The organism is Ramlibacter sp. (assembly GCF_013697775.1).
Classification (GTDB): domain Bacteria; phylum Pseudomonadota; class Gammaproteobacteria; order Burkholderiales; family Burkholderiaceae_C; genus Ramlibacter.
Genome location: NZ_JACCWG010000109.1, coordinates 19,461 through 43,452 on the forward strand (window position 1 = coordinate 19,461; position 23,992 = coordinate 43,452).

Here is a 23,992-nt window from a genome sequence, read left to right on the forward strand (position 1 = left end):
CTGCAGGTGTCCAGTCACTTTAGGGTTGAGGCGCCGCGCCACTGCTGCCGAGTTCCTTAGCGCGCCCTAGGCGAATTGCCTAAGCGCCTGCGCCACACGCCGCCACCCCCAGCGTGCTGCTGTGCCCGCCTACAATCGAAAGCTTTGGCCGCCGTGGCATTCCCGCAACGTGCGCGGCATCGGCCGGCCCTTCCAGGTCTCTATGCTCACTTTCCAGCAACTCATCCTGAAGCTGCAGTCGTACTGGGACGCCCAGGGCTGCGCGCTGCTGCAGCCGTACGACATGGAGGTCGGCGCCGGCACCTCGCACACCGCCACCTTCCTGCGCGCCATCGGCCCCGAGCCGTGGAAGGCCGCCTACGTGCAGCCCAGCCGGCGGCCGAAAGATGGCCGCTACGGCCAGAACCCGAACCGCATGCAGCACTACTACCAGTTCCAGGTGGTGTTGAAGCCCGCGCCGGCCGACATCCTGGAGCTGTACCTGGGCTCGCTGGAAGCGGTGGGATTCGACTTGAAGAAAAACGACATCCGTTTCGTCGAGGACGACTGGGAGAACCCGACACTGGGGGCGTGGGGCCTGGGCTGGGAAGTCTGGCTGAACGGCATGGAGGTGACGCAGTTCACCTACTTCCAGCAGGTCGGCGGCATCGACTGCAAGCCGATCACCGGCGAGATCACCTACGGCCTGGAGCGCCTTGCCATGTACCTGCAGGGCGTGGACAACGTCTACAACCTGCAGTGGACCGACGGCCTCACCTATGGCGACGTCTACCACCAGAACGAGGTGGAGCAGTCCACCTACAACTTCGAGCACAGCGACGCCGAGTTCCTGTTCACCGCCTTCGGCGCGTACGAGAAGCAGGCCGGGCACCTGATGGAGCAGCAGCTGGCGCTGCCCGCCTACGAGCAGGTGCTGAAGGCCGCGCACACCTTCAACCTGCTGGACGCGCGCGGCGCGATCAGCGTGACCGAACGCGCGGCCTACATCGGCCGCATCCGCAACCTGGCGCGCAGCGTGGCGCAGAGTTACTACGAGAGCCGCGAGCGGCTGGATTTTCCGATGGCGCCGCGCGAATGGGTGGCGCGGATGCAGAAGAAGGCGGCTTGAGATGGCAGCGACAACCAAGAACCTGCTGGTCGAACTGTTCGTCGAGGAACTGCCGCCCAAGGCGCTCAAGAAGCTTGGCGAGGCGTTTGCGAACGAGATTTTCGGAACATTGCGCAAGCTCGACTATCTCGACGCTGCATCTATTCAAACGGTTTATGCCTCCCCTCGCAGGCTTGGCGTCCACATCACAGCGGTTCGATCGGTTTGTCCCGATGTGCCCGTCCGAACACGGCTGCTGCCGGTTGGTGTTGCGTTCGGGCCGGCTGGCGAGCCGTCGGACTCCCTGCTGAAACGCCTCGACAAGGAGGGAGCATCTCTCGCTGAAACCAAGCGCGCCTTTGAAGGCGGAAAGGAGTTCGTGTTTCTTGAGAGATTGGCGGTGGGCCGGCCGCTTGTGGATGGATTGCAGGGCGCACTGCTGGTTGCCATCGAGAACCTGCCGATTCCCAAGGTCATGACCTACCAGCTAGCCGACGGGACGGACGTGAAATTCGTGCGGCCGGCGCATGCGCTGGTCGCGCTGCACGGCAACGAGGTGGTGCCGGTGCAGGCGCTGGGCCTGCAGGCCGGACGCACCACGCGCGGCCACCGCTTCGAAGCCGCTGTCGAACGCATCGAGATCGCGGATGCCGACAGCTATGCGCAAACGCTGGAGCGCGACGGCGCGGTCATCGCGAGCTTCCAGGCCCGCCGCGCCGAGATCGCGCGGCAGCTCGCCGACGCTGCGCAGAAGGTCGGCGGCGGCGTGCAGCCGATCGATGACGCCGCGCTGCTGGACGAAGTGACGGCGCTGGTCGAGCGGCCCAACGTTCTGGTCTGCGCGTTCGAGCGCGAGTTCCTCGACGTGCCGCAGGAATGCCTCATCCTCACGATGAAGGCCAACCAGAAATACTTTCCGCTGCTGGATGCCGGCGGCAAGCTCACCAACAAATTCCTGGTGGTCAGCAACATCCGCCCGGCCGACGCCAGCGCCGTGGTCGGCGGCAACGAGCGCGTGGTGCGCCCGCGCCTGGCCGACGCCAAATTCTTCTTCGACCAGGACCGCAAGAAGCCGCTGGAGTCGCGCGTTGCCGGCCTGTCGAAGGTGGTCTACCACAACAAGCTGGGCACCCAGGGCGAGCGCATCGAGCGCGTGCGCGCCATTGCCAGGGTGATCGGCGCGCGGCTGGGCGACGACTTGCTCGCGCACAACGCCGACCGCGCGGCGCTGCTCGCCAAGGCCGACCTGCTGACCGACATGGTGGGCGAATTCCCCGAGCTGCAGGGCATCATGGGCGGCTACTACGCGCGCCACGACGGCCTGGGCGAGGACATCGCCTTCGCCATCGAGGACCACTACCGTCCGCGCTTCGCCGGCGACGCGCTGCCGCGCAACCGCGTCGGCCTGGTGGTCGCGCTGGCCGACAAGCTGGAAACGCTGGCCGGCCTGTTCGCCATCGGGCAATTGCCCACCGGCGACAAGGACCCGTTCGCGCTGCGCCGCCATGCGCTGGGCATCGTGCGCATGCTGATGGGGCAGGACCTGCCGCTGGCCGTCGGCGAGCTGGTCGCCCAGGCGCTGGCCCTGTTCCCGCAGGCCGAGGCCAAGACCGGCGCGCTGCTGGCCGACTTCATCTTCGAACGCCTGGCGGGCCTGCTGCGCGAGCAGGGCTACAGCACGCAGGAAGTCGACGCGGTGCTGGCGCTGCGCCCGCAGCGCCTGGGCGACGTCGCCAAGCGGCTCGCCGCGGTGCGGGCCTTCGCTGCGCTGCCGGAAGCGCCCGCGCTGGCGGCCGCCAACAAGCGCATCGGCAACATCCTGAAGAAGGCCGACGGCCGGGTCGATCCGCACGTGAGCGACGTGCTGCTGCAGGAGGACGCGGAAAAGGCGCTCCACGCCGCCATGGGCAGCATCGGGCCGCAGGCGCATGCGCAGTTCGAGGCGGGCGACTACACCGCTTCGCTGCAGACCCTGGCCGCCCTGCGCGGCCCGGTGGATGCGTTCTTCGATGGCGTGATGGTCAACGCCGAGCAGCCGGACCTGCGCCTGAACCGGCTCGGCCTGCTGTCGATGCTGCACCAGGCGATGAACCGCGTGGCGGACCTGTCGCGGTTGGCAAGCTGAAGCGTGGACCGGATAATCGACGCGTGAACCGGCAGCAACAGATCGACGACTTCCTGCTGGAAATGCATCGGCTCGCAGTGGCGCGCCTTCGTGCGGAGCCTGCCCGGATCGCGGACGTTGCCGCCTTGCTGGCGCGCTGGCGCGCGCTGAACGGCGAAACCCGCTCGGACGCCTACCGTGATGAATGGAACCAACTGGTCGCACTCGGCGTCGAGGCGATTGAGCGTGAAGCATGCGCGCCCACCGAACACGCCGCCGCACTGCGCAACATCTCCCCACTGTCGGTGCTGGTGACCCAGCAAGAGCGCGGTGCGCTGCTGCGTGCCGCACGGCGCGCTTCGCCATGAAGCGGTCCGAAGTCGAGCACGTGCTGCGCGCGGCCGCGGCCATCACGCAGGAGCATTCCTTTGTGGTGGTGGGCAGCCAGGCGATTCTGCTGGCCTATCCGCACGCACCCGAAGAGTTGCTGGTGTCGCGTGAGCTCGATTTATATCCGGCGCTCAATCCCGGGAAGGCCGACCTGATCGATGGCGCGATCGGTGCCATGTCGAGTTTCGACGAAACGTTCGGCTATCACGCCGATGGCGTCGGCCCCGAAACTGCCGTGATGTCGTCGGATTGGCAGAGTCGAATGCAGTTGTTTTATGTGGGCGGCCGTCGCATGCTCGATGCCGACGTCCTGCTGCAGCGCATCGGCCAGCTGGACATCGCTGCGCATCCTGTCGCCGCTATTTCCGAATGGGCGCGCCGCCGGTCCCTGGAGGCTCGATCCGCATGAAACTCGCCATCCTCGACCGCGACGGCACCATCAACGCCGACAGCGACGAGTTCATCAAGTCGCCCGACGAATGGCAGCCGCTGCCCGGGGCGCTGGAGGCGATCGCGCGGCTGAACCATGCGGGCTGGCACGTGGTGGTGGCGTCCAACCAGTCGGGCCTGGGCCGCGGCCTGTTCGACGTGGCGACGCTCAACGCCGTGCACGCCAAGATGCACAAGGCGCTGGCGGCCGTCGGCGGGCGCATCGACGCCGTGTTCTATTGCCCGCACAGCCCGGACGAGGGCTGCCGCTGCCGCAAGCCGCTGCCGGGGCTGTTCGAGCAGATCGGCGAGCGCCTGGGCGTCGACCTGAAGCAGGTGCCGGTGGTCGGCGACACGGTGCGCGACCTGCAGGCAGGCGTGGCGGTCGGCTGCGCGCCGCACCTGGTGCTCACCGGCAAGGCCGCCGCGCTGCGCGGCCAGCCGCTGCCGGCGGAGTTTCCCGCCGGCACGCAGGTGCACGAGGACCTCTGCGCGTTCGCCGACTGGCTGGTCAAGCGCGTCCCGCCGCCCGCCAAGCCGGCCTGAGCGCGGCCGTCAACCGCGCTGCCATGGCCTTCCTGCGCTCGCTCCTCCACGCCCTCTGGATGCTGCTGACGGTGATTCCTTGGGCCATCATCATGCTGGTGGCCTCGCTCTGGCGGCGCGGCGTGCCGCTGTACTGGATGGCGGTGCGCTGGCTCGGCTGGGCGGTGCACGGGGCACGGGTGCTGTGTGGCGTGCGCTGGCGCGTGCACGGCATGGAACACCTGCCGCAGGGCGAACGCAGTCCCGCCATCCTGCTGGTCAAGCACCAGTCCACGCTGGAAACCTTTTTGATGCCGGTGCTGATGCCGCATCCGCTCGCCTTCGTGTTCAAGAAGGAGCTGCTGCGCGTGCCGTTCTTCGGCTGGGCCATGGGCCGGCTGGACATGGTGCACATCGACCGCAACCAGCGCGCGCAGGCCTTCAACAAGGTGGTGGCGCAGGGCCGGCTGCTGCTGGACCAGGGCATTTGGATCATCATGTTCCCGGAGGGCACGCGCATCGCGCGCGGCCAGCAGGGCAGCTACAAGAACGGCGGCACGCGGCTCGCGGTGGAGACCGGCGCGCCGGTGATCCCGGTGGCGGTGACGTCCGGCAAGTGCTGGCCGCGCAAGGCATTCGTCAAGCGCGCCGGCGTGGTCGACGTGTCCATCGGCCGGCCCATCCCCAGCGCCGGCCGCAGCGCCGACGAGCTCATGCGCGAAGTGGAAACCTGGATCGAAGCCGAGATGCGGCGGCTCGATCCCGGGGCCTACGCCACATCGGCGGACGCCGCCCCCTCGCCGGCGCCCTGACGCGGACTTTTTGCGCGCGGCGCGTGCCGCGCGAACGGTACACTGCCCCGCATGCGGTCTCCGTTCCAGCTCCTGCTCGATCTGTTCGACGAGCCGAAACCGCCTCCCGCGCCTGCGCCACCCCCACCCGCCGCCGCCACGCCGCCTGCGCCACCGCAGGCGCCGGCCGTGGAGCTGGACACGCTGCTGGCGCCGCAACGCTTTCGCCATCCCGCGGCCAACCGCGAGGTGCTGCTGGGCGAGCTGCACGTGGCCTACGAATTCCGCCGCGCCAAGCGCCGCAACATCGGCTTCGTGGTCGGCCCCGACGGCCTGACCGTCAGCGCGCCGCGCTGGGTGCCGCTGGCCGAGGTGGACGCGGCGCTGCGCACCAAGGCGCGCTGGATCGCCGCCAAGCTGCAGCAGGCGGGCAAACGCCGCGAGCGCATCGAGGCCGCGCGCATTGCCTGGAAAGACGGCGCGACGTTTCCTTTCCTGGGCGAACCGGTGATCGTGGTGCTCGACCCGCGCCATGCGTTCGAAGAGGCCGGCTGCATGCTGCACGCGGCCGACGGCGGCTTGCCCGGCGTCGCGCGCCATACCCTGCACGTGGGGGTGGCGCAGAACGCCGAGCCGGCGCAGATCCGCGACGCGGTGCAGGCTTGGCTGATGCGCCAGGCCAAGCGCGTGTTCACCGAGCGGCTCGACCACTTCGCGCCGCAGCTGGGCGTGCAATGGCGGCGGCTCTCCCTCAGCAGCGCCGGCACCCTGTGGGGCACGGCGCGCAACGACGGCTCGATCCGCCTGAATTGGCGGCTGGTGCATTTCCGCATGCCGGTGGTCGACTACGTGGTGGCGCACGAACTCAGCCATTTGCATGTAATGGACCACAGCCCCCGTTTCTGGGACACCGTGCGGGCAGTGGTGCCCGACTACGCATCGCTGCGTGCGCAGCTCAAGGAAGAGGCGCTGCCCCCCTGGTGATCCGCGCCGGCGCCCGCCGCACGGCGCATGGGCACCGCGTACACTGATCCACGCGCGGCGCGGCGCGCGCAACACAAAGGAGCCATGCTGTGCAAGGCAGGCTGAGTCTGCGGGAGCGGCTGGTGCTGCTGGTCCTCGCGGCCGTGCTGCCGCTGGCCATCCTGTCCGTGTGGTTCGCGGCGCGGGAGAACGACGCCAGCGCGGCGCGCGCGCAGTCGCAGCTGAAATTCACCGCCTCGGCCATCGCCAGCTACCAGGACCGCGCGGTCGAATCGGCCCAGCTGCTGCTGGGGGTCATTGCCTCGGTGCCGCAGCTGCGCCAGATGCAGCGCGGCGGCTGCGACAGCTTCTTCGAGAACCTGCGCGGCCGCTACCCGGTGTACGCCAACATCGGCGTGGTGGATACCGGCGGGCAGATGATCTGCGATGCCAACGCCGGGCCGCGCGGAACCGTCGCACGCGCGCGTTCTGCCTACGGGCAGGCGGTGGCCGAGCGGCGCTTCGCGGTCGGCCAGGCCCAGTTCGGCAGCCTCACCGGACGCTTCGTGCTGCCTTTTGCGCACCCGTTGATGGACGGCGACGAGGTGATCGGCGCGGCCTTTGCCTCGCTGGACCTGGAGCACGCAAGCAACCTGCTCGCCCGCATGGACCTGCCCGCCGGCGCCCAGGTGTTCGTTGCCGACCGGCGCGGCCAGGTGCTGATGGAATACCCGCGCGGCGCCGCCACCCGGGGCGGCCGCGCGCTCGCCGATCCCGTCTTGCGCGAGGCCGCCCTTACCATGAAGCCGCTGGTGGGGGAGCTGACCGATGTCGCCGGCGAGCGCCGCCTCTATGCCGCGGTGCCTAGCCAGGGCGTGGGCGGCGAGAATTTCCTGTCGGTCGTGAGCCTGGGCCGCGCGCAGGCCACGGCCGGCGCGCACGACCAGCTGGGCGACCTGCTGCCGGTGGTCGCGCTGACCCTGCTGACGGGGCTCGCCGCGGCGTGGTGGGTAGGCGGACGCGTGATCGTCAAGCCGACCAAGCAGATCCTGGGCGTGGTGCGGCGGCTGGAGCAGGGCAAGCTGGACGCGCGGGTGCCGCTGCAGGCCCGCAGCACCCGCGGCGAGTTCATGCGCATCGGCGCCGCGTTCAACCTCATGGCCGAGTCGCTGCAGCTGCGACAGGCCGACCTGGAGGCGGAGCTGGGGCGCAGCCGCAGCGCCTACGCGGTGCTGGACACCGTGCTCAACAGCATGCAGGAGGGACTGATCGCGGTGGACCGCATGGGCCAGCTGATGATGGTCAACCGCGCCGCCGAGCACCTGTTCCCGCTGGAAGGCGCCAAGGTCATGCCCGAGGACTGGCCGCGCCACTTCGGCCTGTACCGGCCCGGCACGCAGCAGCTGTTCGAGACGCAGGACATGCCGTTCGCGCGCGCCATGCGCGGCGCCAGCGGCGAGCTGCTGGTGCTGGCGCGCAACCCGCTGATCGCGCAGGGCCGGCTGCTGCGCTGCAGCTACCAGCCGCTGTACCGCGAGGAGGGCATCACCGGCGCGCTGGTGGTGTTCACCGACGTCACCGCGCTGGAGCGCGCCGAGTCCGACCTGGTGCTGCTGCGCAACGCGGTGGCGCGGCTCAACGACATCGTGCTGATCACGCTGGCGGCGCCGCTGGACCCCCCGGGCCCGCGCATCGTGTTCGTCAACGAAGCCTTCGAGCGGCTCACCGGCTATTCGGCGCGCGAGGCGATCGGCCAGACGCCGCGCATGCTGCAGGGGCCGGACACCGACCGCGCCACGCTGGACCGCATCCGCTCGGCGCTGGCGCAGGGACTGCCGGTACGCGAAGAACTGGTGAACTACACCAAGCAGGGCCGCCCGTTCTGGGTCGAGCTGGACATCGTGCCGATGGCCAACGAGGCCGGCCAGTACACCCACTGGATCGCCGTGCAGCGCGACGTCACCGCGCGCAAGCAGGCCGAGCAGGCGCTGCTGGCCGGCGAGCGCGAGCTGCAGGACTTCAGCCGCATGCTGCAGCGCACGGCCGAGGCGGCGCAGGCGATCGCACGCCACCAGGTGATGCAGCAGACCATGGACGAGGTGGTGGAGCAGGCGCGGCGCGTGATTGGGGCGCACCAAGCCGTGCTGAGCCTCACCACCGACAACGACTGGGCGCAGGTGATCACCGCCTTGTCGCTGTCGGACAAGTACGCGCAGTGGCGGGGCAGCCCGATCTCGCCGCCCGAGGGCACCGGCATCTACGCCGTGGTCTGCGAAACCGGCCGGCCGCTGCGCCTCACGCAGGACGCGCTGACGGCGCACCCGCGCTGGCGCAATTTCGGCGCGTTCGCCGCGCAGCATCTGTCGCTGCGCGGCCTGCTGGCGGTGCCGCTGGTCAACGGCCGCGGCGAAAACATCGGGCTGCTGCAGCTGTCCGACAAATTCGAGGGCGAGTTCACCGAACGCGACGAATACGTGGCCATCGAGCTGGCGCATCTGGCGTCGATCTCGATCGAGAACGCACGCCTGTTCGAGCAGATCCGCGAGCTCAACGCCAACCTGGAGTCGCGCATCGCCTACCGCACGGCCGAACTCGCGCGCCAGGAAAAGCGCTACCGCGTGCTGGCCGAGCAGGCGCCCGAAGTGGTGTGGAACGTCGACCCGCAAGGCCAGGTCACCTACCTGAACCGCGCCTGGTACGAGCTGGCCGGCGGTGCGCCGCACGACTGGCTGGGCGAAGGCTGGCTGAGTGTCATCCATCCCGAGGATCTGGCGCAGATGCGCCGGGCCTGGAAGCGCTCGCGCGAGCGGCTGGAGCCGTTCAGCGGCATGCGGCGCATCTGTGGGCGCGACGGCGCCTGGCACACCATGTCCTACCGCGCGGCGCCGGTGCTGGACGCGCAGGGCGGCGTGGAGTTCTGGGTCGGCATCGACTCCGACATCACCGAGCTGAAGGCCATCGAGGCGGCGCTGCGCGACACCAACGCGGAGCTGGAGGCGTTCTCCTACTCGGTGTCGCACGACCTGCGCGCGCCGCTGGGCGCGATCGGCGGCTTCAGCAAGGCGCTGGAGCAGCGCATCGGCCCGCTGGCCGACGAGAGGGCGCGCCACTACCTGGCGCGCATCGAAGCCGGCGTGCTGAAGATGGAGCAGCTGATCGAGGCCATGCTGGCGCTGTCGCGCGTGACGCGCGCGCCGCTCAGCCATGCCATGGTGGACCTGAGCGCCATCGCGGGCGAGACGGTGGACAACCTGCGCATCCAGGCGCCCGAGCGGCAGGTCGACGTCCAGGTGCACGACGGCCTGCAGGTGCAGGGCGACGACAGGCTGCTGCGCGCGCTGCTGGAAAACCTGCTGGGCAACGCCTGGAAGTTCACCGCCGGCGCGCAGCCGGCGCGCATTGAGGTCGGGCGCACGGACGAGGGTGCCTTTTTCGTGCGCGACAACGGCGTGGGCTTCGACATGGCCTACGCCGGCAAGCTGTTCACCGCCTTCCAGCGCCTGCACACCGAAGCCGAATTCGCCGGCACCGGCATCGGCTTGGCAACCGTGCGGCGCGTGGTGATGCGCCACCAGGGCAAGGTCTGGGTCGAGTCCGTGCCCGGCGAGGGCACGACCTTCTATTTCACGCTGGGCTGAACCGCCAAACCCCGTCGGCGCCGCGCGTGCGCTGCAGCTGCCCCGCATGCCACAGCAGGTGCAGGTGCGCAACCGCCTCGCCCATGGCGAAGGTGGTCTGGTGCAGGTCGAGCACACGCTTGAACAGGATCGGCAGCACGTCGGCGGCGCTGTGCGGGCGTTCGGCGCAGGCCTGCATCACCTCGGCCAGGCGCGCGTCGTGGTGCTCGTGCAGCTGCTCGACGCGCCGGTGCATGCCGCGAAACGGCTTGCCGTGCGAGGGCAGCACCAGCGTGTCGGGGGGCAGCGCGCGGAACTTGTCGATGGACGACAGGAATAGCGCCAGCGCGTTCGACTCGGGCTCGATGTCGTACACGCTCACGTTGGTGGAAATGCGCGGCAGCAGCATGTCGCCGCTGATCAGCACGTCCAGCTCCTCGCAGAACAGCGCGATGTGCTCGGGCGCGTGCCCGTAGCCCGCGATGCAGCGCCATCCGTTGCCGCCGATGGCGAGCACGTCGCCTTCCAGCATGCGGCGAAAGCTCGGCGGAACCGCCGGCACCATGCCCGGTAGTAGTTGGCGCGCGCGCGGATCTTCTCGATCGACTCCGGATCGCTCAGGCCCTGCGAGGCGAAGAAGCGCGCCGCGCTTTCGCCGCCGAAGCCGGTGGTGCTCTGCGAGGCCATGCGCGCGGCGTTGTAGTCGGTGGCGCTGATCCACAGCGGCGCGTTCCAGCGCTCGCACAGCCAGTGCGCCAGGCCGATGTGGTCCGGGTGCATGTGGGTGACGACCACGCGCAGGATCGGCAGACCCTGCAGCGCGTTGGCGAACACCGCCTCCCACTGCGCCTTGGCCTCGTCGCGCGTGATGCAGCAATCCACCGCGGTCCAGCCGGCGCGCCCGTCGATCTCGTCGCGCAGCAGCCACAGGTTGATGTGGTCCAGCGCGAACGGCAGTGCCATGCGGATCCACTGCACGCCGGGCGCTACCTCGATGGTGTGTCCAGGAAGCGGCAGCGTGTCGCCGAGAGGGTAGTGCAGCTCTTGTTCCTGGAGGTTCATGCGTGGGTACCGCGAGTGTGAACAGGCCCTGATTGACGTTGACGTAAACGTCAGATGTAATGGCCCATTGTAGGGAACCCACATGACCCGCTTGTCCGTTGCCGTCGCGCAGGCGACCGCTTCCGCGATGCCCACCAACACGACGTTCACCATCAGCGACCTGGCGCGCGAGTTCGACCTCACCACCCGCGCCATCCGCTTCTACGAGGACATGGGCCTGCTGCAGCCGGAGCGGTCCGGCCCGGGCGGGCGCAACCGCGTCTACAGCAGCCGCGACCGCACCCGCCTGAAGCTCACCCTGCGCGCCAAGCGCCTCGGGCTGTCCCTGACCGAGGCCAAGGACATCATCGACATGTACGACAGCCCGCGCGACACCGGGCCGCAGCTGCGCAAGTTCCTCACCGTCCTGGCCGAGCACCGCCGGCAGCTGGAAGAGCAGATGGCCGAGCTGCAGGCCAACCTGGACGAGGTGAAGACCCACGAGCGCGAGGCGCGGGCGCTGCTGGGCAAGTTCGAGAAACGTGCCTGAACTGGTATAGTTGACGTTTACGTAAACGTCAACTGGGGAGTTGCCATGGCCGTGCCGTCTTTTGAACCCGCGGACGCCGGTTTCGCCGATCGCGTGCGCGCCAGCTTCGAGCGCCAGGGCGCGCTGAAGACCTTCAACGTCGCGCTCACGGCGGTGGAGCCGGGCCGCTCGGTGATGGAGTTCCCCTGGTCCGAGCAGGTGACGCAGCAGCACGGCTTCGTGCATGCCGGCGTGCTGGGCGCGGTAATGGACACCGCATGCGGCTATGCCGCCTTCAGCCTGATGCCCGCCGACGCGGCGGTGCTCACCATCGAATACAAGGTCAACCTGCTGGCGCCCGCGCGCGGCCAGCTGTTCCGCGTCCAGGGCGAGGTGCTCAAGCCGGGCCGCACCATCACGGTGTCCGAAGGCCGTGCCTGGGCGCTGGACGGCGAAAAAGAAAAACTCGTTGCCACCATGACCTGCACCCTCATGGCCGTGTTCGGCCGTGAAGGCATCCAGCACTAAGGAGACACCATGCAACTGCCCGGCCTGAACTTCCAGCTCGGCGAAGACATCGACGCGCTGCGCGACGCGGTGCACGCCTTCGCCCAATCCGAGATCGCGCCGCGCGCCGGCGAGATCGACCGCAGCGACCAGTTCCCGATGGACCTGTGGCGCAAGATGGGCGAGCTCGGCGTGCTGGGCATCACGGTGCCCGAGGAGTACGGCGGCGCCGGCATGGGCTACCTGGCGCACATGGTGGCCATGGAAGAAATCTCGCGCGCTTCGGCCTCGGTGGGCCTGTCGTACGGCGCGCACAGCAACCTGTGCGTCAACCAGATCAAGCGCAACGGCAGCGACGCGCAAAAGAAGAAGTACCTGCCCAGGCTGATCTCCGGCGAGCACGTGGGCGCGCTGGCCATGAGCGAGTCCGGCGCCGGCAGCGACGTGATCTCCATGAAGCTGAAGGCCCAGGACAAGGGCGGCTACTACCTGCTCAACGGCAGCAAGTTCTGGATCACCAACGGCCCCGATGCCGACACGCTGGTGGTGTATGCCAAGACCGAGCCCGAGCTGGGCGCGCGCGGGGTCACCGCGTTCCTGATCCAGAAGGGCATGAAGGGCTTTTCCATCGCCCAGAAGCTCGACAAGCTGGGTATGCGCGGCAGCCACACCGGCGAGCTGGTGTTCCAGGACGTCGAGGTGCCGGCCGAGAACGTGCTGGGCATGCTGAACGGCGGCGCCAAGGTGCTGATGAGCGGGCTGGACTACGAGCGCGCGGTGCTCGCCGCCGGCCCCATCGGCATCATGCAGGCGGTAATGGACAACGTCATTCCGTACATCCACGACCGCAAGCAGTTCGGCCAGAGCATCGGCGAATTCCAGCTCATCCAGGGCAAGGTCGCCGACATGTACACGGTGCTGCAGGCGGCGCGCGCCTACTGCTACATGGTGGGCAAGAACCTCGACCTGCTGGGCAGCGAGCACGTGCGCCAGGTGCGCAAGGACTGCGCGTCGGTCATCCTGTACTGCGCCGAGAAGGCCACCTGGATGGCCGGTGAGGGCATCCAGGTCTACGGTGGCAACGGCTACATCAACGAGTACCCGCTGGGCCGCCTGTGGCGCGACGCCAAGCTGTACGAAATCGGCGCCGGCACCAGCGAAGTCCGCCGCATGCTGATCGGCCGCGAGCTGTTCGCCGAGACGATGTAAACATGACCGCCATCCAAGACCTGTTCGCCCACAACCGTGCCTGGGCCGCGGAGATGGAGCGCACGCGTCCGGGCTTCTTCTCGGGGCTCACGCAGCAGCAGCGCCCGAAATTCATGTGGATCGGCTGCTCCGACAGCCGTGTGCCGGCCAACCAGATCACCGGGTTGGAGCCGGGCGAGGTGTTCGTGCACCGCAACGTCGCCAACATCGTCGTGCACTCCGACCTGAACGCGCTGTCGGCGATCCAGTTCGCGGTGGAGATGCTCAAGGTCGAACACATCATGGTGGTGGGCCACTACGGCTGCGGCGGCGTGCAGGCGGCGCTGCACGGCACGCGCATCGGTCTGGCGGACAACTGGATCCGCCACATCCAGGACGTGCGCGACCGGCATCGCGGCATTCTGGAGAAGGTGGGCGACGCGCACCGGCTGGACGCGCTGGTGGAACTCAACGTGATCGAGCAGGTGGTCAATGTCTGCGTCAGCACGGTGATGACCGACGCCTGGGCCAAGGGGCAGAAAGTCAGCGTGCACGGCTGGGCCTTCGGCGTGCACGACGGCCTGCTGCAGGACCTGCGCATGACCGTCTCCGGCCACGACGCGATCGAGCCGGCGTACCACGCGGCGATCGACACCGTGACGGCCAAGCGCCGGTAGCAGCGGAGGCGGCAGCGATGTTCCCCCAGCGCCTGGACTCGCCGCAAGCCTACGACATCGCGCGGGCCATGCGCGACGGCTTCGACCGGCACTACGAGCTGTTCCGCACCGAGTCCGCGCGCGCCAAGCAGCGCTTCGAAACCGCCGACTGGCACGGCCAGCAGCGCGCGCAGCGCGGGCGCATCGAGTTCTACGACCTGCGCGTGCGGGAAGCCGTGACGCGGCTGGAAAACGAATTCAAGGCCGGCGCGCTGCCGATGGAGGTGTGGCAGCAGGTCAAGCTGCACTACATCGGCCTCCTGATCGACCACCACCAGCCGGAACTGGCGGAGACCTTTTTCAACTCGGTCACCACCAAGATCCTGCACCGCACGTACTTCCACAACGACTTCATCTTCGTGCGGCCGGCGGTCAGCACCGAGTACATCGAAAACGACGAGCCGGCCGCCACGCCGACCTACCGCTCCTACTACCCCACGCGCGAGACGCTGCAGGAAACGCTGGTGCGCATCGTCGACAACTACCGCCTGCAGCGGGAGTTCGACGACCTGCAGCGCGACGCCGGCTTCGTGCTGGAAGCGATGAGCGCGCGGCTGCACCAGGTGAAGCTGCGCGCCAACTTCCAGATCCAGGTGCTGTCGTCCCTGTTCTTCCGCAACAAGGGCGCCTACGTGGTGGGCAAGATCATCAACGGCTTCAACGAGCTGCCGTTCGCGCTGCCGATCCTGCACAACCGGGCGGGAAAATTGGTGATCGACGCCTGCCTGTTCGGCGAGGACGACCTGCAGATGCTGTTCAGCTTCGCGCGGGCCTACTTCATGGTGGACATGGGCGTGCCGGCGGCCAGCGTGCAGTTCCTGCGCTCTCTCATGCCGCGCAAGCCGCGCGCCGAAATCTACAACGCGCTGGGCCTGGCCAAGCAGGGCAAGACGCTGTTCTACCGCGACTTCCTCTACCACCTGAAGCATTCCAGCGACAAGTTCCGCATCGCGCCCGGCATCAAGGGCATGGTGATGCTGGTGTTCGACCTGCCGTCGTTCCCGTTCGTCTTCAAGGTCATCAAGGACTTCTACCCGCCGCCCAAGGACACTTCGCGCGAGCAGATCCAGGGCAAGTACCTGCTGGTCAAGCAGCACGACCGTGTCGGCCGCTTGGCCGACACGCTGGAGTACAGCGAGGTGGCGTTCGCGCGCGAGCGCTTCGAGGACGACCTGATCGACGAGATCCGCAAGTTCGCGCCCAGCCAGCTGGAAATCTCCGACCGCGACGGCGACGGCCACGACGAGGTGGTCATCAAGCACCTCTACATCGAGCGGCGCATGATCCCGCTGAACATCTACCTGCAGGAAGCGTTCGACGCCAGCAAGAGCGCCGACCCGGCGGTGGCAGCCGCCGCGCAGGAGCAGATCGCGCACGCGGTGGTCGACTACGGCAACGCCATCAAGGACCTGGTGTCGGCCAACATCTTCCCGGGCGACATGCTGTGGAAGAACTTCGGCGTCACGCGCAACGGCAAGGTCGTGTTCTACGACTACGACGAGATCGAATACATCACCGACTGCAACTTCCGCAAGGTGCCCGAGCCGCGCAACGAAGAGGAAGAAATGTCGGGCGAGATCTGGTATTCGGTCGGCCCGCACGACGTGTTCCCCGAAACCTTCGCGCCGTTCCTGCTCGGCAACGCGGCGGTGCGCGAGGTGTTCATGAAGCACCATGCCGACCTGCTGGACCCGGCGTTCTGGCAGGCCCACAAGGAGCGTATCGCCGCCGGCCACGTGCACGACGTCTTTCCCTACGAGCGCGACAAGCGCTTCGCGCGCAGGCAGGCGGGCGCGGCCCTTGCTGCCGGGCCGGTGGAGGCCGATGCGTGAACGCGGCCATGCGCGACGCCTGGGAGCTGGCGAGCTTCATCGTCACGGCGCTGGGCCTGCCGGTCGCCATCCTGTTCTTCGCCTGGGAGCAGCGCAAGGAGCGCGACAACGAGGAAGAAGAGGCGTACCAGCTGCTGAGCAACGCCTACAACGAATTCCTCAAGGTCGTGCTGGCGCATCCCGATTTGCAGCTGCGAACCAACGACCCGCTGGCCGATCCAACCGCGGAGCAGCGCGAGCGGATGCTGGTGATTTTCGATATGCTGATCTCGTTGTTCGAGCGCGCCTACCTCGTGGCCTACAAGTCCCGCATGAGCGAGACCGAGGCGCGGCGCTGGAACAGCTGGGACGACTACATGCGCGAGTGGTGCCACCGCGAGGACTTCCGCAACGCGCTGCCCCTGCTGCTGCGCGGCGAGGACGCGGAATTCCAGGATTACATCCGCCGTGTTGCCGAAGAGGAACACGGCCCCATGATTCTTCATCACACCAGCTGACCAAAAGGAGCTTTCCATGTCCGAATCCATCGTCATCGTCGGTGCCGCCCGCACCCCCATGGGCAACTTCCAGGGCGACTTCGCCTCGCTGTCCGCGTCCGACCTGGGCGCAGCCGCGATCAAGGCCGCCGTGGAGCGCGCCGGCATTCCCAACGACGCCGTCGGCGAAGTGCTGATGGGCAACTGCCTGATGGCCGGCCAGGGCCAGGCGCCGGCCCGCCAGGCCGCGCACAAGGCCGGGCTGCCGCGCAGCACCGGCGCCATCACGCTGTCCAAGATGTGCGCCTCCGGCATGCAGGCCGTGATGTTCGCCAACGACATGCTGTTGGCCGGCACGCACGAGATCCTGGTGGCCGGCGGCATGGAAAGCATGACCAATGCGCCCTATCTCCTGCTCAAGGGCCGCGGCGGCTACCGCATGGGCCATGACCGCATCTTCGACCACATGACGCTCGACGGCCTGGAAGACGCCTACGAACCCGGCCGCGCCATGGGCACCTTCGGCGAGGACTGCGCGGCCAAGTACGGCTTCACGCGCGAGCAGCAGGACGCCTTCGCCCGCGACTCGGTGCTGCGCGCGCAGCGCTCGGCCGTGGCCGGCGGCGCCTTCGCCGCCGAAGTGGTGCCGGTTGCCGTGAAGGACCGTGCCGGCGAGCGCGTGATCTCCCTCGACGAAGGCCCGGGCAAGGTCAAGGTCGACAAGATCCCGCTGCTCAAGCCCGCGTTCAAGAAAGATGGCGGCACCATCACCGCGGCGTCGGCCTCGTCCATCAACGACGGCGCCGCCGCCATGGTGCTGATGACCGGCTCCACCGCCGCGCGCGTGGGCGCCAGGCCGCTGGCGCGCATCGTGTCGCACGCCGTGCATTCGCAGGAACCCAACTGGTTCACCACCGCGCCCATCGGCGCCACGCAGAAGGCGCTGCAGAAGGCCGGCTGGAAGGTCAGCGACGTCGACCTGTGGGAAATCAACGAAGCCTTCGCCGTGGTGCCGATGGCGCTGATGCACGACCTGAAGGTGTCGCCCGACATCGTCAACGTCAACGGCGGCGGCCTGGTGCTGGGCCACCCGATCGGCGCGTCCGGCGCGCGCATCCTGGTTACGCTGATCCACGCCATGCAGGCGCGCGGCGCCAAGCGCGGCCTGGCCACGCTGTGCATCGGCGGCGGCGAAGGTACGGCCATGACGGTCGAGCTGCTGTAAGCGCCATGGCCACGGTCCTGGTCCTTGGCGCCTCGCGCGGCATCGGGCTGGAATTCGTGCGCCAGTACCGGGCCGACTGGGACCGCGTCATCGCCACCGCGCGCGACGACGCGGGCTGCCAGCGCATCGAGGCGCTGGGCGCGCAGGCGCTGCGGCTGGACGTCACCGACCCGGCCAGCACCAGCGGCCTGGCCTGTCAGCTCGATGGCGAGAAGATCGACCTGGCGCTCTACGTCGCGGGCGTCTACACCACGGCCGGCGCGACCGAGCCGCCGACCCGCGAAGACTTCGACCGCGCCATGCACACCAACGTGCTGGGCGCCATGCAGGTCATTCCGCAGGTCGCGCCGCTGGTGGAGGCCACGGGCGGCAGATTCGTCTTCGTCACCAGCAAGATGGCGCACTTCGCCAGCGTGGACTCCAGCCTGGGCTGGGTCTACCGCGTGAGCAAGGCTGCGCTCAACATGGCGGTGGTGGCCGCGCAGCCTGACTATCCCAAGGCCATCATGGCCGTTATCAGCCCGGGCTGGGTGAAGACCGACATGGGCGGCCCGGGCGCCACGCTGGAAGTGGAGCGCAGCGTCGCGCTGATGCGCGAAACCGCCGCGCGCCTGAGCTTCACGCACCAGGGCGCTTTCCTCAACTACGACGGCCGGCGCTTCAAGAGCTGGTGAACGACAACAACAACGGCGACCCTCCATGCTGCTGACCCAAGACCAGGAAATGATCCGCGACGCGGTGCGCGCCTATGCGCAGGAACAGCTGTGGCCGCACGCGGCGCACTGGGACCGCGAGCACGCGTTCCCGCGCGAAGCGCACCAGGGGCTGGCGGCGCTGGGCGCCTACGGCATCTGCGTGCCCGATGAATACGGCGGCGCCGGGCTGGACTACCTTTCGCTGGCGCTGGTGCTGGAGGAAATCGCCGCCGGCGACGGCGGCACCAGCACGGCCATCAGCGTGACCAACTGCCCGGTCAACGCGATCATGATGCGCTACGGCAGCGAGGCGCAAAAGAAGAAGTGGCTCACGCGCCTGGCCGCCGGCGAGCTGCTGGGCGTGTTCTGCCTGACCGAGCCGCACGTGGGCAGCGACGCATCCGCGCTGCGCACCACCGCGGTGAAGCAGGGCGACGCGTACGTGATCAACGGCGTCAAGCAGTTCATCACCAGCGGCAAGAACGGCCAGCTGGCGGTGGTGATTGCCGTGACGGACAAGGGCGCCGGCAAGCGCGGCATGAGCGCCTTCCTGGTGCCCACCGACGCGCCCGGCTACACCGTGGCGCGCCTGGAAGACAAAGTCGGCCAACGCTCCAGCGACACGGCGCAGATCAACTTCGAGAACTGCCGCATCCCAGCCGAGAACCGCATCGGCGAGGAAGGCGAGGGCTACCGCATCGCGCTGTCGGCGCTGGAAGGCGGGCGCATCGGCATTGCCGCGCAAAGCGTGGGCATGGCGCGCAGCGCCTTTGACGTGGCCGTGGCCTACGCCAAGGAACGCGAGAGCTTCGGCACCGCCATCATCAACCACCAGGCCGTGGGCTTTCGCCTGGCCGAATGCGCGATGAAGATCGAGGCGGCGCGCCAGCTGATCTGGCACGCCGCCGCACTGCGCGACGCCGGCCGCCCTTGTTTGAAGGAAGCGGCCATGGCCAAGCTGTACGCGAGCGAGATGGCCGAGCAGGTCTGCAGCGCCGCCATCCAGACGCTGGGCGGCTACGGCTACGTGAACGACTTTCCGGTGGAGCGCATCTGGCGCGACGTGCGCGTCTGCCAGATCTACGAAGGCACGTCGGACGTGCAGAAGATCATCATCCAGCGGGCGCTGTAAGCGCGCAGCACCCAGGAGGACACACGCATGCCCATCACCAAAGGATTCCGCGCACTGGTCGACGCCGCCATGGCGCAGGTGAAGACGTACACGGTCCAGGACGTGCGTACGCGCCTGGGCAGCGACCCGCGGCTGCAGGTCGTGGACATCCGCGACGTGCGCGAGCTGCAGGCCGAAGGCACGGTGGCCGGCAGCTACCACGCGCCGCGCGGCATGCTGGAGTTCTGGGTCGATCCCACGTCGCCGTACTTCAAAAGCGTGTTCGCCGACGAAGGCAAGGAGTTCGTGCTGTTCTGCGGCGCCGGCTGGCGCAGCGCGCTGGCCGCCAAGAGTTTGCAGGACATGGGCATGACGAACGTGGCGCACATCGAAGGCGGCTACACCGAATGGGCCAAGCAAGGCGCGCCGACCGAGACGCTGGAAGAGCGCAAGGCGCGCAAGGGCTGATGGCGGCACCGGCTGCCGGCGCGCCGTGCCCCTGCGCACGCGCCGACCTCAAGAAACGTCCCCTGGCGTTCGTGCACTGCTGCGGCCGCTATCTCGGCCACTTCGACACCACGCCGGCGCCGGACGCCGAGTCGCTCATGCGCTCGCGCTACTGCGCGTACGTGCTGCAGGACGCGCGGTATCTGGTGGCGACCTGGCACGCCGGCACGCGGCCGGCCGAGGCCGAGACCGACCCCGGCATCAAGTGGCTGGGACTGGCCGTGCATGCGCACCGGCAGAGCGACGCCACGCATGCAGAAGTCGAGTTCGTCGCCCGCTACCGCATGGCCGGCCGCGCCGCGCGCATCCACGAGCGCAGCCGCTTCATGCGGGAGGACGGCCGCTGGTTCTACGTGGACGGCGATGTATGCTGAACGCATGAACGACAAGAGTTTCGAAGCCGTCCTGTTCGACTGCGACGGCGTGCTGGTGGACAGCGAGCGCATCACCAACGGCGTGCTGCGCGAGATGCTGGGCGAGCTGGGCTGGCAGCTGAGCGTGGAAGAGTGCATGCGCATCTTCGTCGGCAAGGCGGTGAAGGACGAGCGTGCGCTGATCGAGCGGCACACAGGCAAGCCCTTCAGCGAGGACTGGCTGGCCGAGTTCCGCGAGCGCCGCAACCGCGGCCTGATGGAACGCGTGCAGCCGATTCGCAACGCGCTGCAGGCGGTCGAGCAATTGCACGCACGCCACCAGGGCCGCGTTGCCGTCGCCTCCGGCGCCGACCTTCCCAAGGTGGAACTGCAGCTGCGCAAGACCGGCCTGATGCGCTTCTTCGAGGGCCGCGTCTTCAGCGGCCACGACCTGCCGCGCTCCAAGCCTGCCCCCGACGTGTACCTGGCGGCGGCGGCCGCACTCGGCGCCGACCCCGCGCGCTGCATGGTGGTGGAGGACACGGTCACCGGCGTCACGGCCGGCGTGGCGGCCGGCGCCACCGTGTTCGGCTACAGCCCGCCCGAGGCCGGCCACGACGCGCCGGATGCGCTGCGACGCGCCGGCGCGTCGGTGATCTTCAGCGACATGGCCGATTTGCCGGCACTGTCACTGCGCTGCTGATCGCGACACATCACTGCTGCGGCAACGGCCGCATGCCGAGTCAAGCAGCAGCGGCGATGCGCTCCATGCGCGGCTTGGCGATCGTCAGGTAGTCCGCCGTCTTCAATGCGATCGAGCGGTCCAGCCGCGCGGCGTTGAAGTACAGCGTGGGCCGCTCGGCCAGCGCCGGGTCGGCGACCAGCTCCAGGTCGTCGTCGAACGTGAACGGCAGGATGGTGCCGGCCACGCTCTGCGCCAGGCGCTCGGCCACGGCCGGATCAGTGAAGCGCGCGAAGGTGCCGCCCTTCAGCCGCTGGATGGCGGCGATGTCCACCTTGCGGTCGCCTGGCACGACGGCCAGTACGAAGCGCGTGCTCTTCTTGCCGATCTTCACCATCACCACCATGCACTTGGCCGCATCGGCCACGGCGTGGCCGCGCATCGCGCTCACGAGGTCGGTGCGGCCTTCGGGCGCATGGTCGATCAGCGAATACGCCGCGCCGTGCGCGTCCAGCAGCGCGACCAGGCGCGCGTAGGCGTCGATGGCCGGAACGGCAGCTTGCGGCTCACTCATCGCCCACCGCGGTGACGCCGCGCCCTTCGATCATCAGCATGGCCGTGGGCTCGGGCGCGCGCGTGCGGTGCAGCACGCCCTTGGGCACGGTGTAGCCCTGGTTGGGTTTGAGTTCCACCGTGGCGCCTTCGATGTCGACGAACAGCGTGCCGCGCACCACGTAGAAGAACTCGTCTTCCTTCTCGTGCTTGTGCCAGTGGAATTCGCCGTGCACCACGCCCAGCCGCACCACGCAGTCGTTGACTTCGCACAGCGTGCGGTTGGACCAGCCGGGCGGCGCGTTGTCCACCAGGTGATCGACGTCGATGTGCTTGAGAAAACCGAACTGCACGTCGCTGGTGATGTCGTAGGGGGAAGGTGCGTCTTGCTTCATGGTGGATGCTTCAGGAGGAGGGACAGATCGCGAACACCCGCGCGGGGAAGCCCGCGCCGGCCTTGGGTTTGGGCCAGCTCGCCACGGCGAGCGCGCCGGCCTCGGGCACCTGGTCCAGGTTCGCCAGCAGCTCGATCTGCCAGGCGTCCGTGTCCAGCACGTAGCGCTCCAGCGACACGTCGCCGCGGCTGACCGAGATGCCGCTGTCGGTGTCGGTGGTTTCGTGGCCAAAGGCGAGCGCGCCGCGGTCTTCGTGCAGCAGGCGCAGCACTTCGGCGCTCCAGCCGGGGAAATGCGCCACGCCGGCCGCGTCGCGGTTGTGCATGCGTGCATGCGAGGGCCAGCGCTGCGACCAGTCGCTGCGCATCGCCACGAAGGCACCGTGCGGGATGCGGCCGTGCCGCTCTTCCCAACGCTGCACGTCGGCCGGCTGGATGCAAGAGTCGCTGCGCGCGCGCGCAGGCGGCGCTCGCGTCGATCACCACCAGCGGCAGCACCATCTCCGTCACCGGGATCTCGTCGAGGAAGCGGCGGCCCGGTACGAAATGCGCGCCCGCATCCACGTGTGTGCCCCACTGGCCGACCAGCTGGTAGTGGTGCGCGAGAAAGCCCTGGCCCAGCGTGCCCTTGTCCGGCGCGTGCGCATACAGCGTGGTGCGTTGCGCGGGCGGGAAGGCTTGGCAGTGCGGGATGTCGCCGTCGAACGCATGCGTGAGGTCGACCCAGCGGCCGCACTTGAGCACGTCCAGCAACGCCCAGTAGGGATGCGATGCGCTCAAGGCTGCACTCCCGCCACGTCGAGGATGGATGCAATCTGGGCGCCGAAGGTGTCGGCGGGGAACAGCCCGTCGAACAGCGCGCTTCCCACCGTGAAGCCCCACACGCCGGCCGCCTGCATGGCGCCGATGCGCATGGCGCTGTCGATGCTGCCGGCCGCGATCACCGGCACGGGCACGGCCCGCACCACGGCGCGCGCCAGCGCCGGCACATCGCCCGCGAAGCGGTAGGCCAGCAGGTCCAGCCCGTGCACGCCGGGAATGGCGGCCAGCGCGCGGGCGTCCTCGATGATCTCCGTCGCGTCGCCGACCAGGCGCGTGGGATGGCCCACCGTGTGGCCGGCGAACGGAAAATAGCGGATCGGCCGGCCGCGCAGGATGCGCACCGCGTCGTGCGCCTGCCGCCCGCCCAGCGCGTAGTCCACCTGCAGGCGTGCCGCGGCTTCCAGCGAGGTCAGTTCCGCATCGCGCGTGCCGCTGACCACTTCCAGCAAGGCCTGCCGGCCGTCGGCCTTGATCATCGCGACCAGTTCGGCCAGTTCGTCGAACGGCAGGCCGATGTCCTTGACGCCGACGTGCAGCAGCGGGCCGCCGCGCAGGCGCCGGTACACCTGCGCCGCGTCGCCCACCGTGCGGTCGTCGCGCGTGAGCATGAGGATGAAGTGGCTCATTCGGATGTTTTCCTGGTGCACAGGTCGTGCGCCATGCACAGCGCGGCGCGCAGGCTGGACGGGTCGGCGATGCCTTGGCCCGCGATGTCGAACGCGGTGCCGTGGTCGGGGCTGGTGCGGATGAAGGGCAGGCCGGCGGTGAGGTTCACGCCGTCCTCGATGCCCAGCAGCTTGATCGGGATCAGGCCCTGGTCGTGGTACTGCGCGATCACGATGTCGAAGCGGCCGCGCCGCGCCTGCATGAACACCGTGTCGCCCGGCAGCGGTCCGGTGGCGTCGATGCCTTCGGCGCGCGCCGCGGCGACGGCGGGCGCGATGACGCCGGCCTCTTCCGACCCGAACAGGCCGCCTTCGCCCGCGTGCGGGTTCAGCCCCGCCACCGCGATGCGCGGCGCGGCGATGCACATCGCGCGCAGCGTGCGGTGCGCAAGCCGGATGATGCGCAGCTCGCGCGCGCTGTCGATCTGGTGGATGGCATCGGCCAGCGAGCAGTGCACCGTCACCAGCATCACGCGCAGCGCGGTGTTGAGCAGCATCATGGCGGTGTCGGATGCGCCGGCGAACTCGGCCAGCATTTCGGTGTGGCCCGGGTGACGCACACCCGCCGCGGCCAGCGCTTCCTTGTGCAGCGGCGCGGTGCAGATGGCGGCCACTTCACCCGCCATGGCCAGGCCGATGGCGTGGCGCACGGCCTCGAAGCCAGCGCGGCCGGCGCGCGCGTCGACCTTGCCGAACGGCAGGTCGGGCGGCAGGTCGCCGATGTCGATCACGTCGAGCACGCCCGCCTGCGCCGCATGTTGCTGCGGCGTGCGCACCACGCGGACCGCGCG

The 23,992-nt window shown here is 68.8% G+C and carries 25 protein-coding genes and 2 pseudogenes; 20 read left to right on the forward strand and 7 right to left on the reverse strand.

Translation table 11 applies throughout. The annotated features are described in order from the left end of the window. Positions 1-202 precede the first annotated feature (202 nt). From glyQ to H0U68_RS05785, 8 genes are all read left to right on the forward strand, one after another. Positions 203-1,108 carry a glycine--tRNA ligase subunit alpha gene (gene glyQ / locus H0U68_RS05750; RefSeq protein WP_296353549.1) on the forward strand — a complete coding sequence of 302 codons (906 nt, stop codon included), beginning with the start codon at positions 203-205 and terminating at the stop codon, positions 1,106-1,108. 1 nt (position 1,109) lies between these two features. After that, positions 1,110-3,212 (forward strand): glycine--tRNA ligase subunit beta, encoded by a 2,103-nt coding sequence (glyS, locus tag H0U68_RS05755; protein WP_296353551.1) that lies wholly within the window; start codon positions 1,110-1,112, stop codon positions 3,210-3,212. 23 nt (positions 3,213-3,235) lie between these two features. Then, positions 3,236-3,559: a hypothetical protein gene (locus H0U68_RS05760; RefSeq protein ID WP_296353553.1), complete on the forward strand. Its 324-nt coding sequence runs from the start codon at positions 3,236-3,238 to the stop codon at positions 3,557-3,559. Continuing rightward, positions 3,556-3,990 carry a hypothetical protein gene (locus H0U68_RS05765; RefSeq protein WP_296353555.1) on the forward strand — a complete coding sequence of 145 codons (435 nt, stop codon included), beginning with the start codon at positions 3,556-3,558 and terminating at the stop codon, positions 3,988-3,990. Before H0U68_RS05760 ends, H0U68_RS05765 begins: the two co-directional genes overlap by 4 nt. After that, positions 3,987-4,556 carry a D-glycero-beta-D-manno-heptose 1,7-bisphosphate 7-phosphatase gene (gene gmhB / locus H0U68_RS05770; RefSeq protein WP_296353556.1) on the forward strand — a complete coding sequence of 190 codons (570 nt, stop codon included), beginning with the start codon at positions 3,987-3,989 and terminating at the stop codon, positions 4,554-4,556. The genes H0U68_RS05765 and gmhB overlap by 4 nt, the downstream gene beginning before the upstream one ends. A gap of 23 nt (positions 4,557-4,579) precedes the next feature. Further along, positions 4,580-5,347 carry a lysophospholipid acyltransferase family protein gene (locus tag H0U68_RS05775; RefSeq protein WP_296353558.1) on the forward strand — a complete coding sequence of 256 codons (768 nt, stop codon included), beginning with the start codon at positions 4,580-4,582 and terminating at the stop codon, positions 5,345-5,347. A 51-nt stretch (positions 5,348-5,398) separates the two neighbouring features. After that, on the forward strand, positions 5,399-6,310 hold the full coding sequence (locus H0U68_RS05780) for a SprT family zinc-dependent metalloprotease (RefSeq protein ID WP_296353560.1): 912 nt from the start codon (positions 5,399-5,401) through the stop codon (positions 6,308-6,310). 89 nt (positions 6,311-6,399) lie between these two features. After that, positions 6,400-9,927: a PAS domain S-box protein gene (locus tag H0U68_RS05785; protein WP_296353562.1), complete on the forward strand. Its 3,528-nt coding sequence runs from the start codon at positions 6,400-6,402 to the stop codon at positions 9,925-9,927. Here the strand turns inward: H0U68_RS05785 and H0U68_RS05790 are convergent. Continuing rightward, positions 9,914-10,968 (reverse strand): annotated as a pseudogene (locus H0U68_RS05790) (MBL fold metallo-hydrolase). The gene H0U68_RS05785 and the pseudogene H0U68_RS05790 overlap by 14 nt on opposite strands. 127 nt (positions 10,969-11,095) lie before the next feature. Here H0U68_RS05790 and H0U68_RS05795 point away from each other — a divergent pair. From H0U68_RS05795 to H0U68_RS05850, 12 genes are read left to right on the forward strand one after another with little or no spacing between them, the layout of a single operon-like run. Continuing rightward, entirely contained in the window at positions 11,096-11,497 is a 402-nt protein-coding gene (locus H0U68_RS05795; protein WP_296353601.1) for a MerR family DNA-binding transcriptional regulator, read from the forward strand. Between the two features lie 45 nt (positions 11,498-11,542). Beyond that, a complete protein-coding gene (locus H0U68_RS05800) occupies positions 11,543-12,004 on the forward strand; it encodes a PaaI family thioesterase (RefSeq protein ID WP_296353564.1) in 462 nt (153 codons plus the stop codon). A 9-nt stretch (positions 12,005-12,013) separates the two neighbouring features. Next, a complete protein-coding gene (locus H0U68_RS05805; protein ID WP_296353566.1) occupies positions 12,014-13,192 on the forward strand; it encodes an isovaleryl-CoA dehydrogenase in 1,179 nt (392 codons plus the stop codon). A 2-nt stretch (positions 13,193-13,194) separates the two neighbouring features. After that, on the forward strand, positions 13,195-13,848 hold the full coding sequence (gene can, locus H0U68_RS05810; RefSeq protein WP_296353568.1) for a carbonate dehydratase: 654 nt from the start codon (positions 13,195-13,197) through the stop codon (positions 13,846-13,848). A gap of 17 nt (positions 13,849-13,865) precedes the next feature. After that, on the forward strand, positions 13,866-15,719 hold the full coding sequence (gene aceK, locus H0U68_RS05815; protein ID WP_296353570.1) for a bifunctional isocitrate dehydrogenase kinase/phosphatase: 1,854 nt from the start codon (positions 13,866-13,868) through the stop codon (positions 15,717-15,719). Further along, the gene (locus H0U68_RS05820) at positions 15,716-16,216 is read left to right on the forward strand and encodes a hypothetical protein (RefSeq protein WP_365730823.1); all 501 of its coding nucleotides are present in this window, start codon (positions 15,716-15,718) and stop codon (positions 16,214-16,216) included. The genes aceK and H0U68_RS05820 overlap by 4 nt, the downstream gene beginning before the upstream one ends. Positions 16,217-16,232: 16 nt before the next feature. Further along, the gene (locus tag H0U68_RS05825) at positions 16,233-17,420 is read left to right on the forward strand and encodes an acetyl-CoA C-acyltransferase (RefSeq protein ID WP_296353572.1); all 1,188 of its coding nucleotides are present in this window, start codon (positions 16,233-16,235) and stop codon (positions 17,418-17,420) included. Between the two features lie 5 nt (positions 17,421-17,425). Next, the gene (locus tag H0U68_RS05830) at positions 17,426-18,094 is read left to right on the forward strand and encodes an SDR family oxidoreductase (RefSeq protein ID WP_296353574.1); all 669 of its coding nucleotides are present in this window, start codon (positions 17,426-17,428) and stop codon (positions 18,092-18,094) included. Between the two features lie 25 nt (positions 18,095-18,119). Then, positions 18,120-19,247: an acyl-CoA dehydrogenase family protein gene (locus H0U68_RS05835; RefSeq protein WP_296353576.1), complete on the forward strand. Its 1,128-nt coding sequence runs from the start codon at positions 18,120-18,122 to the stop codon at positions 19,245-19,247. A gap of 27 nt (positions 19,248-19,274) precedes the next feature. Then, entirely contained in the window at positions 19,275-19,694 is a 420-nt protein-coding gene (locus H0U68_RS05840; protein WP_296353578.1) for a rhodanese-like domain-containing protein, read from the forward strand. Next, positions 19,694-20,107 (forward strand): YchJ family metal-binding protein, encoded by a 414-nt coding sequence (locus tag H0U68_RS05845; protein WP_296353579.1) that lies wholly within the window; start codon positions 19,694-19,696, stop codon positions 20,105-20,107. Before H0U68_RS05840 ends, H0U68_RS05845 begins: the two co-directional genes overlap by 1 nt. Before the next feature lie 4 nt (positions 20,108-20,111). Beyond that, the gene (locus H0U68_RS05850; RefSeq protein ID WP_296353582.1) at positions 20,112-20,789 is read left to right on the forward strand and encodes an HAD family phosphatase; all 678 of its coding nucleotides are present in this window, start codon (positions 20,112-20,114) and stop codon (positions 20,787-20,789) included. Between the two features lie 40 nt (positions 20,790-20,829). Here H0U68_RS05850 and H0U68_RS05855 read toward each other — a convergent pair whose 3' ends face one another. The 6 genes and pseudogenes from H0U68_RS05855 to pdxA form a co-directional block, all read right to left on the reverse strand. Then, the gene (locus H0U68_RS05855; RefSeq protein ID WP_296353584.1) at positions 20,830-21,342 is read right to left on the reverse strand and encodes a YbaK/EbsC family protein; all 513 of its coding nucleotides are present in this window, start codon (positions 21,340-21,342) and stop codon (positions 20,830-20,832) included. Next, entirely contained in the window at positions 21,335-21,715 is a 381-nt protein-coding gene (locus H0U68_RS05860) for a cupin domain-containing protein (RefSeq protein WP_296353586.1), read from the reverse strand. Before H0U68_RS05860 ends, H0U68_RS05855 begins: the two co-directional genes overlap by 8 nt. A 10-nt stretch (positions 21,716-21,725) precedes the next feature. Continuing rightward, positions 21,726-22,136 (reverse strand): cyclase family protein, encoded by a 411-nt coding sequence (locus H0U68_RS05865; protein WP_296353589.1) that lies wholly within the window; start codon positions 22,134-22,136, stop codon positions 21,726-21,728. An 88-nt stretch (positions 22,137-22,224) separates the two neighbouring features. Beyond that, positions 22,225-22,596, reverse strand: a pseudogene (locus H0U68_RS24360) (cyclase family protein); the annotation flags it as partial. Further along, entirely contained in the window at positions 22,491-23,162 is a 672-nt protein-coding gene (locus H0U68_RS05870; RefSeq protein ID WP_296353591.1) for a 4-hydroxythreonine-4-phosphate dehydrogenase, read from the reverse strand. The gene H0U68_RS05870 and the pseudogene H0U68_RS24360, both read right to left, overlap by 106 nt. Beyond that, positions 23,159-23,992: 4-hydroxythreonine-4-phosphate dehydrogenase PdxA (pdxA, locus tag H0U68_RS05875; protein WP_296353593.1), on the reverse strand; the 834-nt coding region annotated here is incomplete at its 5' end. The genes pdxA and H0U68_RS05870, both read right to left, overlap by 4 nt.

Excerpts from the sequence above, each read along its gene's own strand:
- glyQ (WP_296353549.1), top strand. The coding sequence starts at position 203 with ATGCTCACTTTCCAGCAACTCATCCTGAAGCTGCAGTCGTACTGGGAC.
- glyS (WP_296353551.1), top strand. The coding sequence starts at position 1,110 with ATGGCAGCGACAACCAAGAACCTGCTGGTCGAACTGTTCGTCGAGGAA.
- H0U68_RS05765 (WP_296353555.1), top strand. The coding sequence starts at position 3,556 with ATGAAGCGGTCCGAAGTCGAGCACGTGCTGCGCGCGGCCGCGGCCATC.
- gmhB (WP_296353556.1), top strand. The coding sequence starts at position 3,987 with ATGAAACTCGCCATCCTCGACCGCGACGGCACCATCAACGCCGACAGC.
- H0U68_RS05775 (WP_296353558.1), top strand. The coding sequence starts at position 4,580 with ATGGCCTTCCTGCGCTCGCTCCTCCACGCCCTCTGGATGCTGCTGACG.
- H0U68_RS05780 (WP_296353560.1), top strand. The coding sequence starts at position 5,399 with ATGCGGTCTCCGTTCCAGCTCCTGCTCGATCTGTTCGACGAGCCGAAA.
- H0U68_RS05795 (WP_296353601.1), top strand. The coding sequence starts at position 11,096 with ATGCCCACCAACACGACGTTCACCATCAGCGACCTGGCGCGCGAGTTC.
- H0U68_RS05800 (WP_296353564.1), top strand. The coding sequence starts at position 11,543 with ATGGCCGTGCCGTCTTTTGAACCCGCGGACGCCGGTTTCGCCGATCGC.
- H0U68_RS05805 (WP_296353566.1), top strand. The coding sequence starts at position 12,014 with ATGCAACTGCCCGGCCTGAACTTCCAGCTCGGCGAAGACATCGACGCG.
- can (WP_296353568.1), top strand. The coding sequence starts at position 13,195 with ATGACCGCCATCCAAGACCTGTTCGCCCACAACCGTGCCTGGGCCGCG.
- aceK (WP_296353570.1), top strand. The coding sequence starts at position 13,866 with ATGTTCCCCCAGCGCCTGGACTCGCCGCAAGCCTACGACATCGCGCGG.
- H0U68_RS05825 (WP_296353572.1), top strand. The coding sequence starts at position 16,233 with ATGTCCGAATCCATCGTCATCGTCGGTGCCGCCCGCACCCCCATGGGC.
- H0U68_RS05830 (WP_296353574.1), top strand. The coding sequence starts at position 17,426 with ATGGCCACGGTCCTGGTCCTTGGCGCCTCGCGCGGCATCGGGCTGGAA.
- H0U68_RS05835 (WP_296353576.1), top strand. The coding sequence starts at position 18,120 with ATGCTGCTGACCCAAGACCAGGAAATGATCCGCGACGCGGTGCGCGCC.
- H0U68_RS05840 (WP_296353578.1), top strand. The coding sequence starts at position 19,275 with ATGCCCATCACCAAAGGATTCCGCGCACTGGTCGACGCCGCCATGGCG.
- H0U68_RS05845 (WP_296353579.1), top strand. The coding sequence starts at position 19,694 with ATGGCGGCACCGGCTGCCGGCGCGCCGTGCCCCTGCGCACGCGCCGAC.
- H0U68_RS05850 (WP_296353582.1), top strand. The coding sequence starts at position 20,112 with ATGAACGACAAGAGTTTCGAAGCCGTCCTGTTCGACTGCGACGGCGTG.
- H0U68_RS05855 (WP_296353584.1), bottom strand. The coding sequence starts at position 21,342 with ATGAGTGAGCCGCAAGCTGCCGTTCCGGCCATCGACGCCTACGCGCGC.
- H0U68_RS05860 (WP_296353586.1), bottom strand. The coding sequence starts at position 21,715 with ATGAAGCAAGACGCACCTTCCCCCTACGACATCACCAGCGACGTGCAG.
- H0U68_RS05870 (WP_296353591.1), bottom strand. The coding sequence starts at position 23,162 with ATGAGCCACTTCATCCTCATGCTCACGCGCGACGACCGCACGGTGGGC.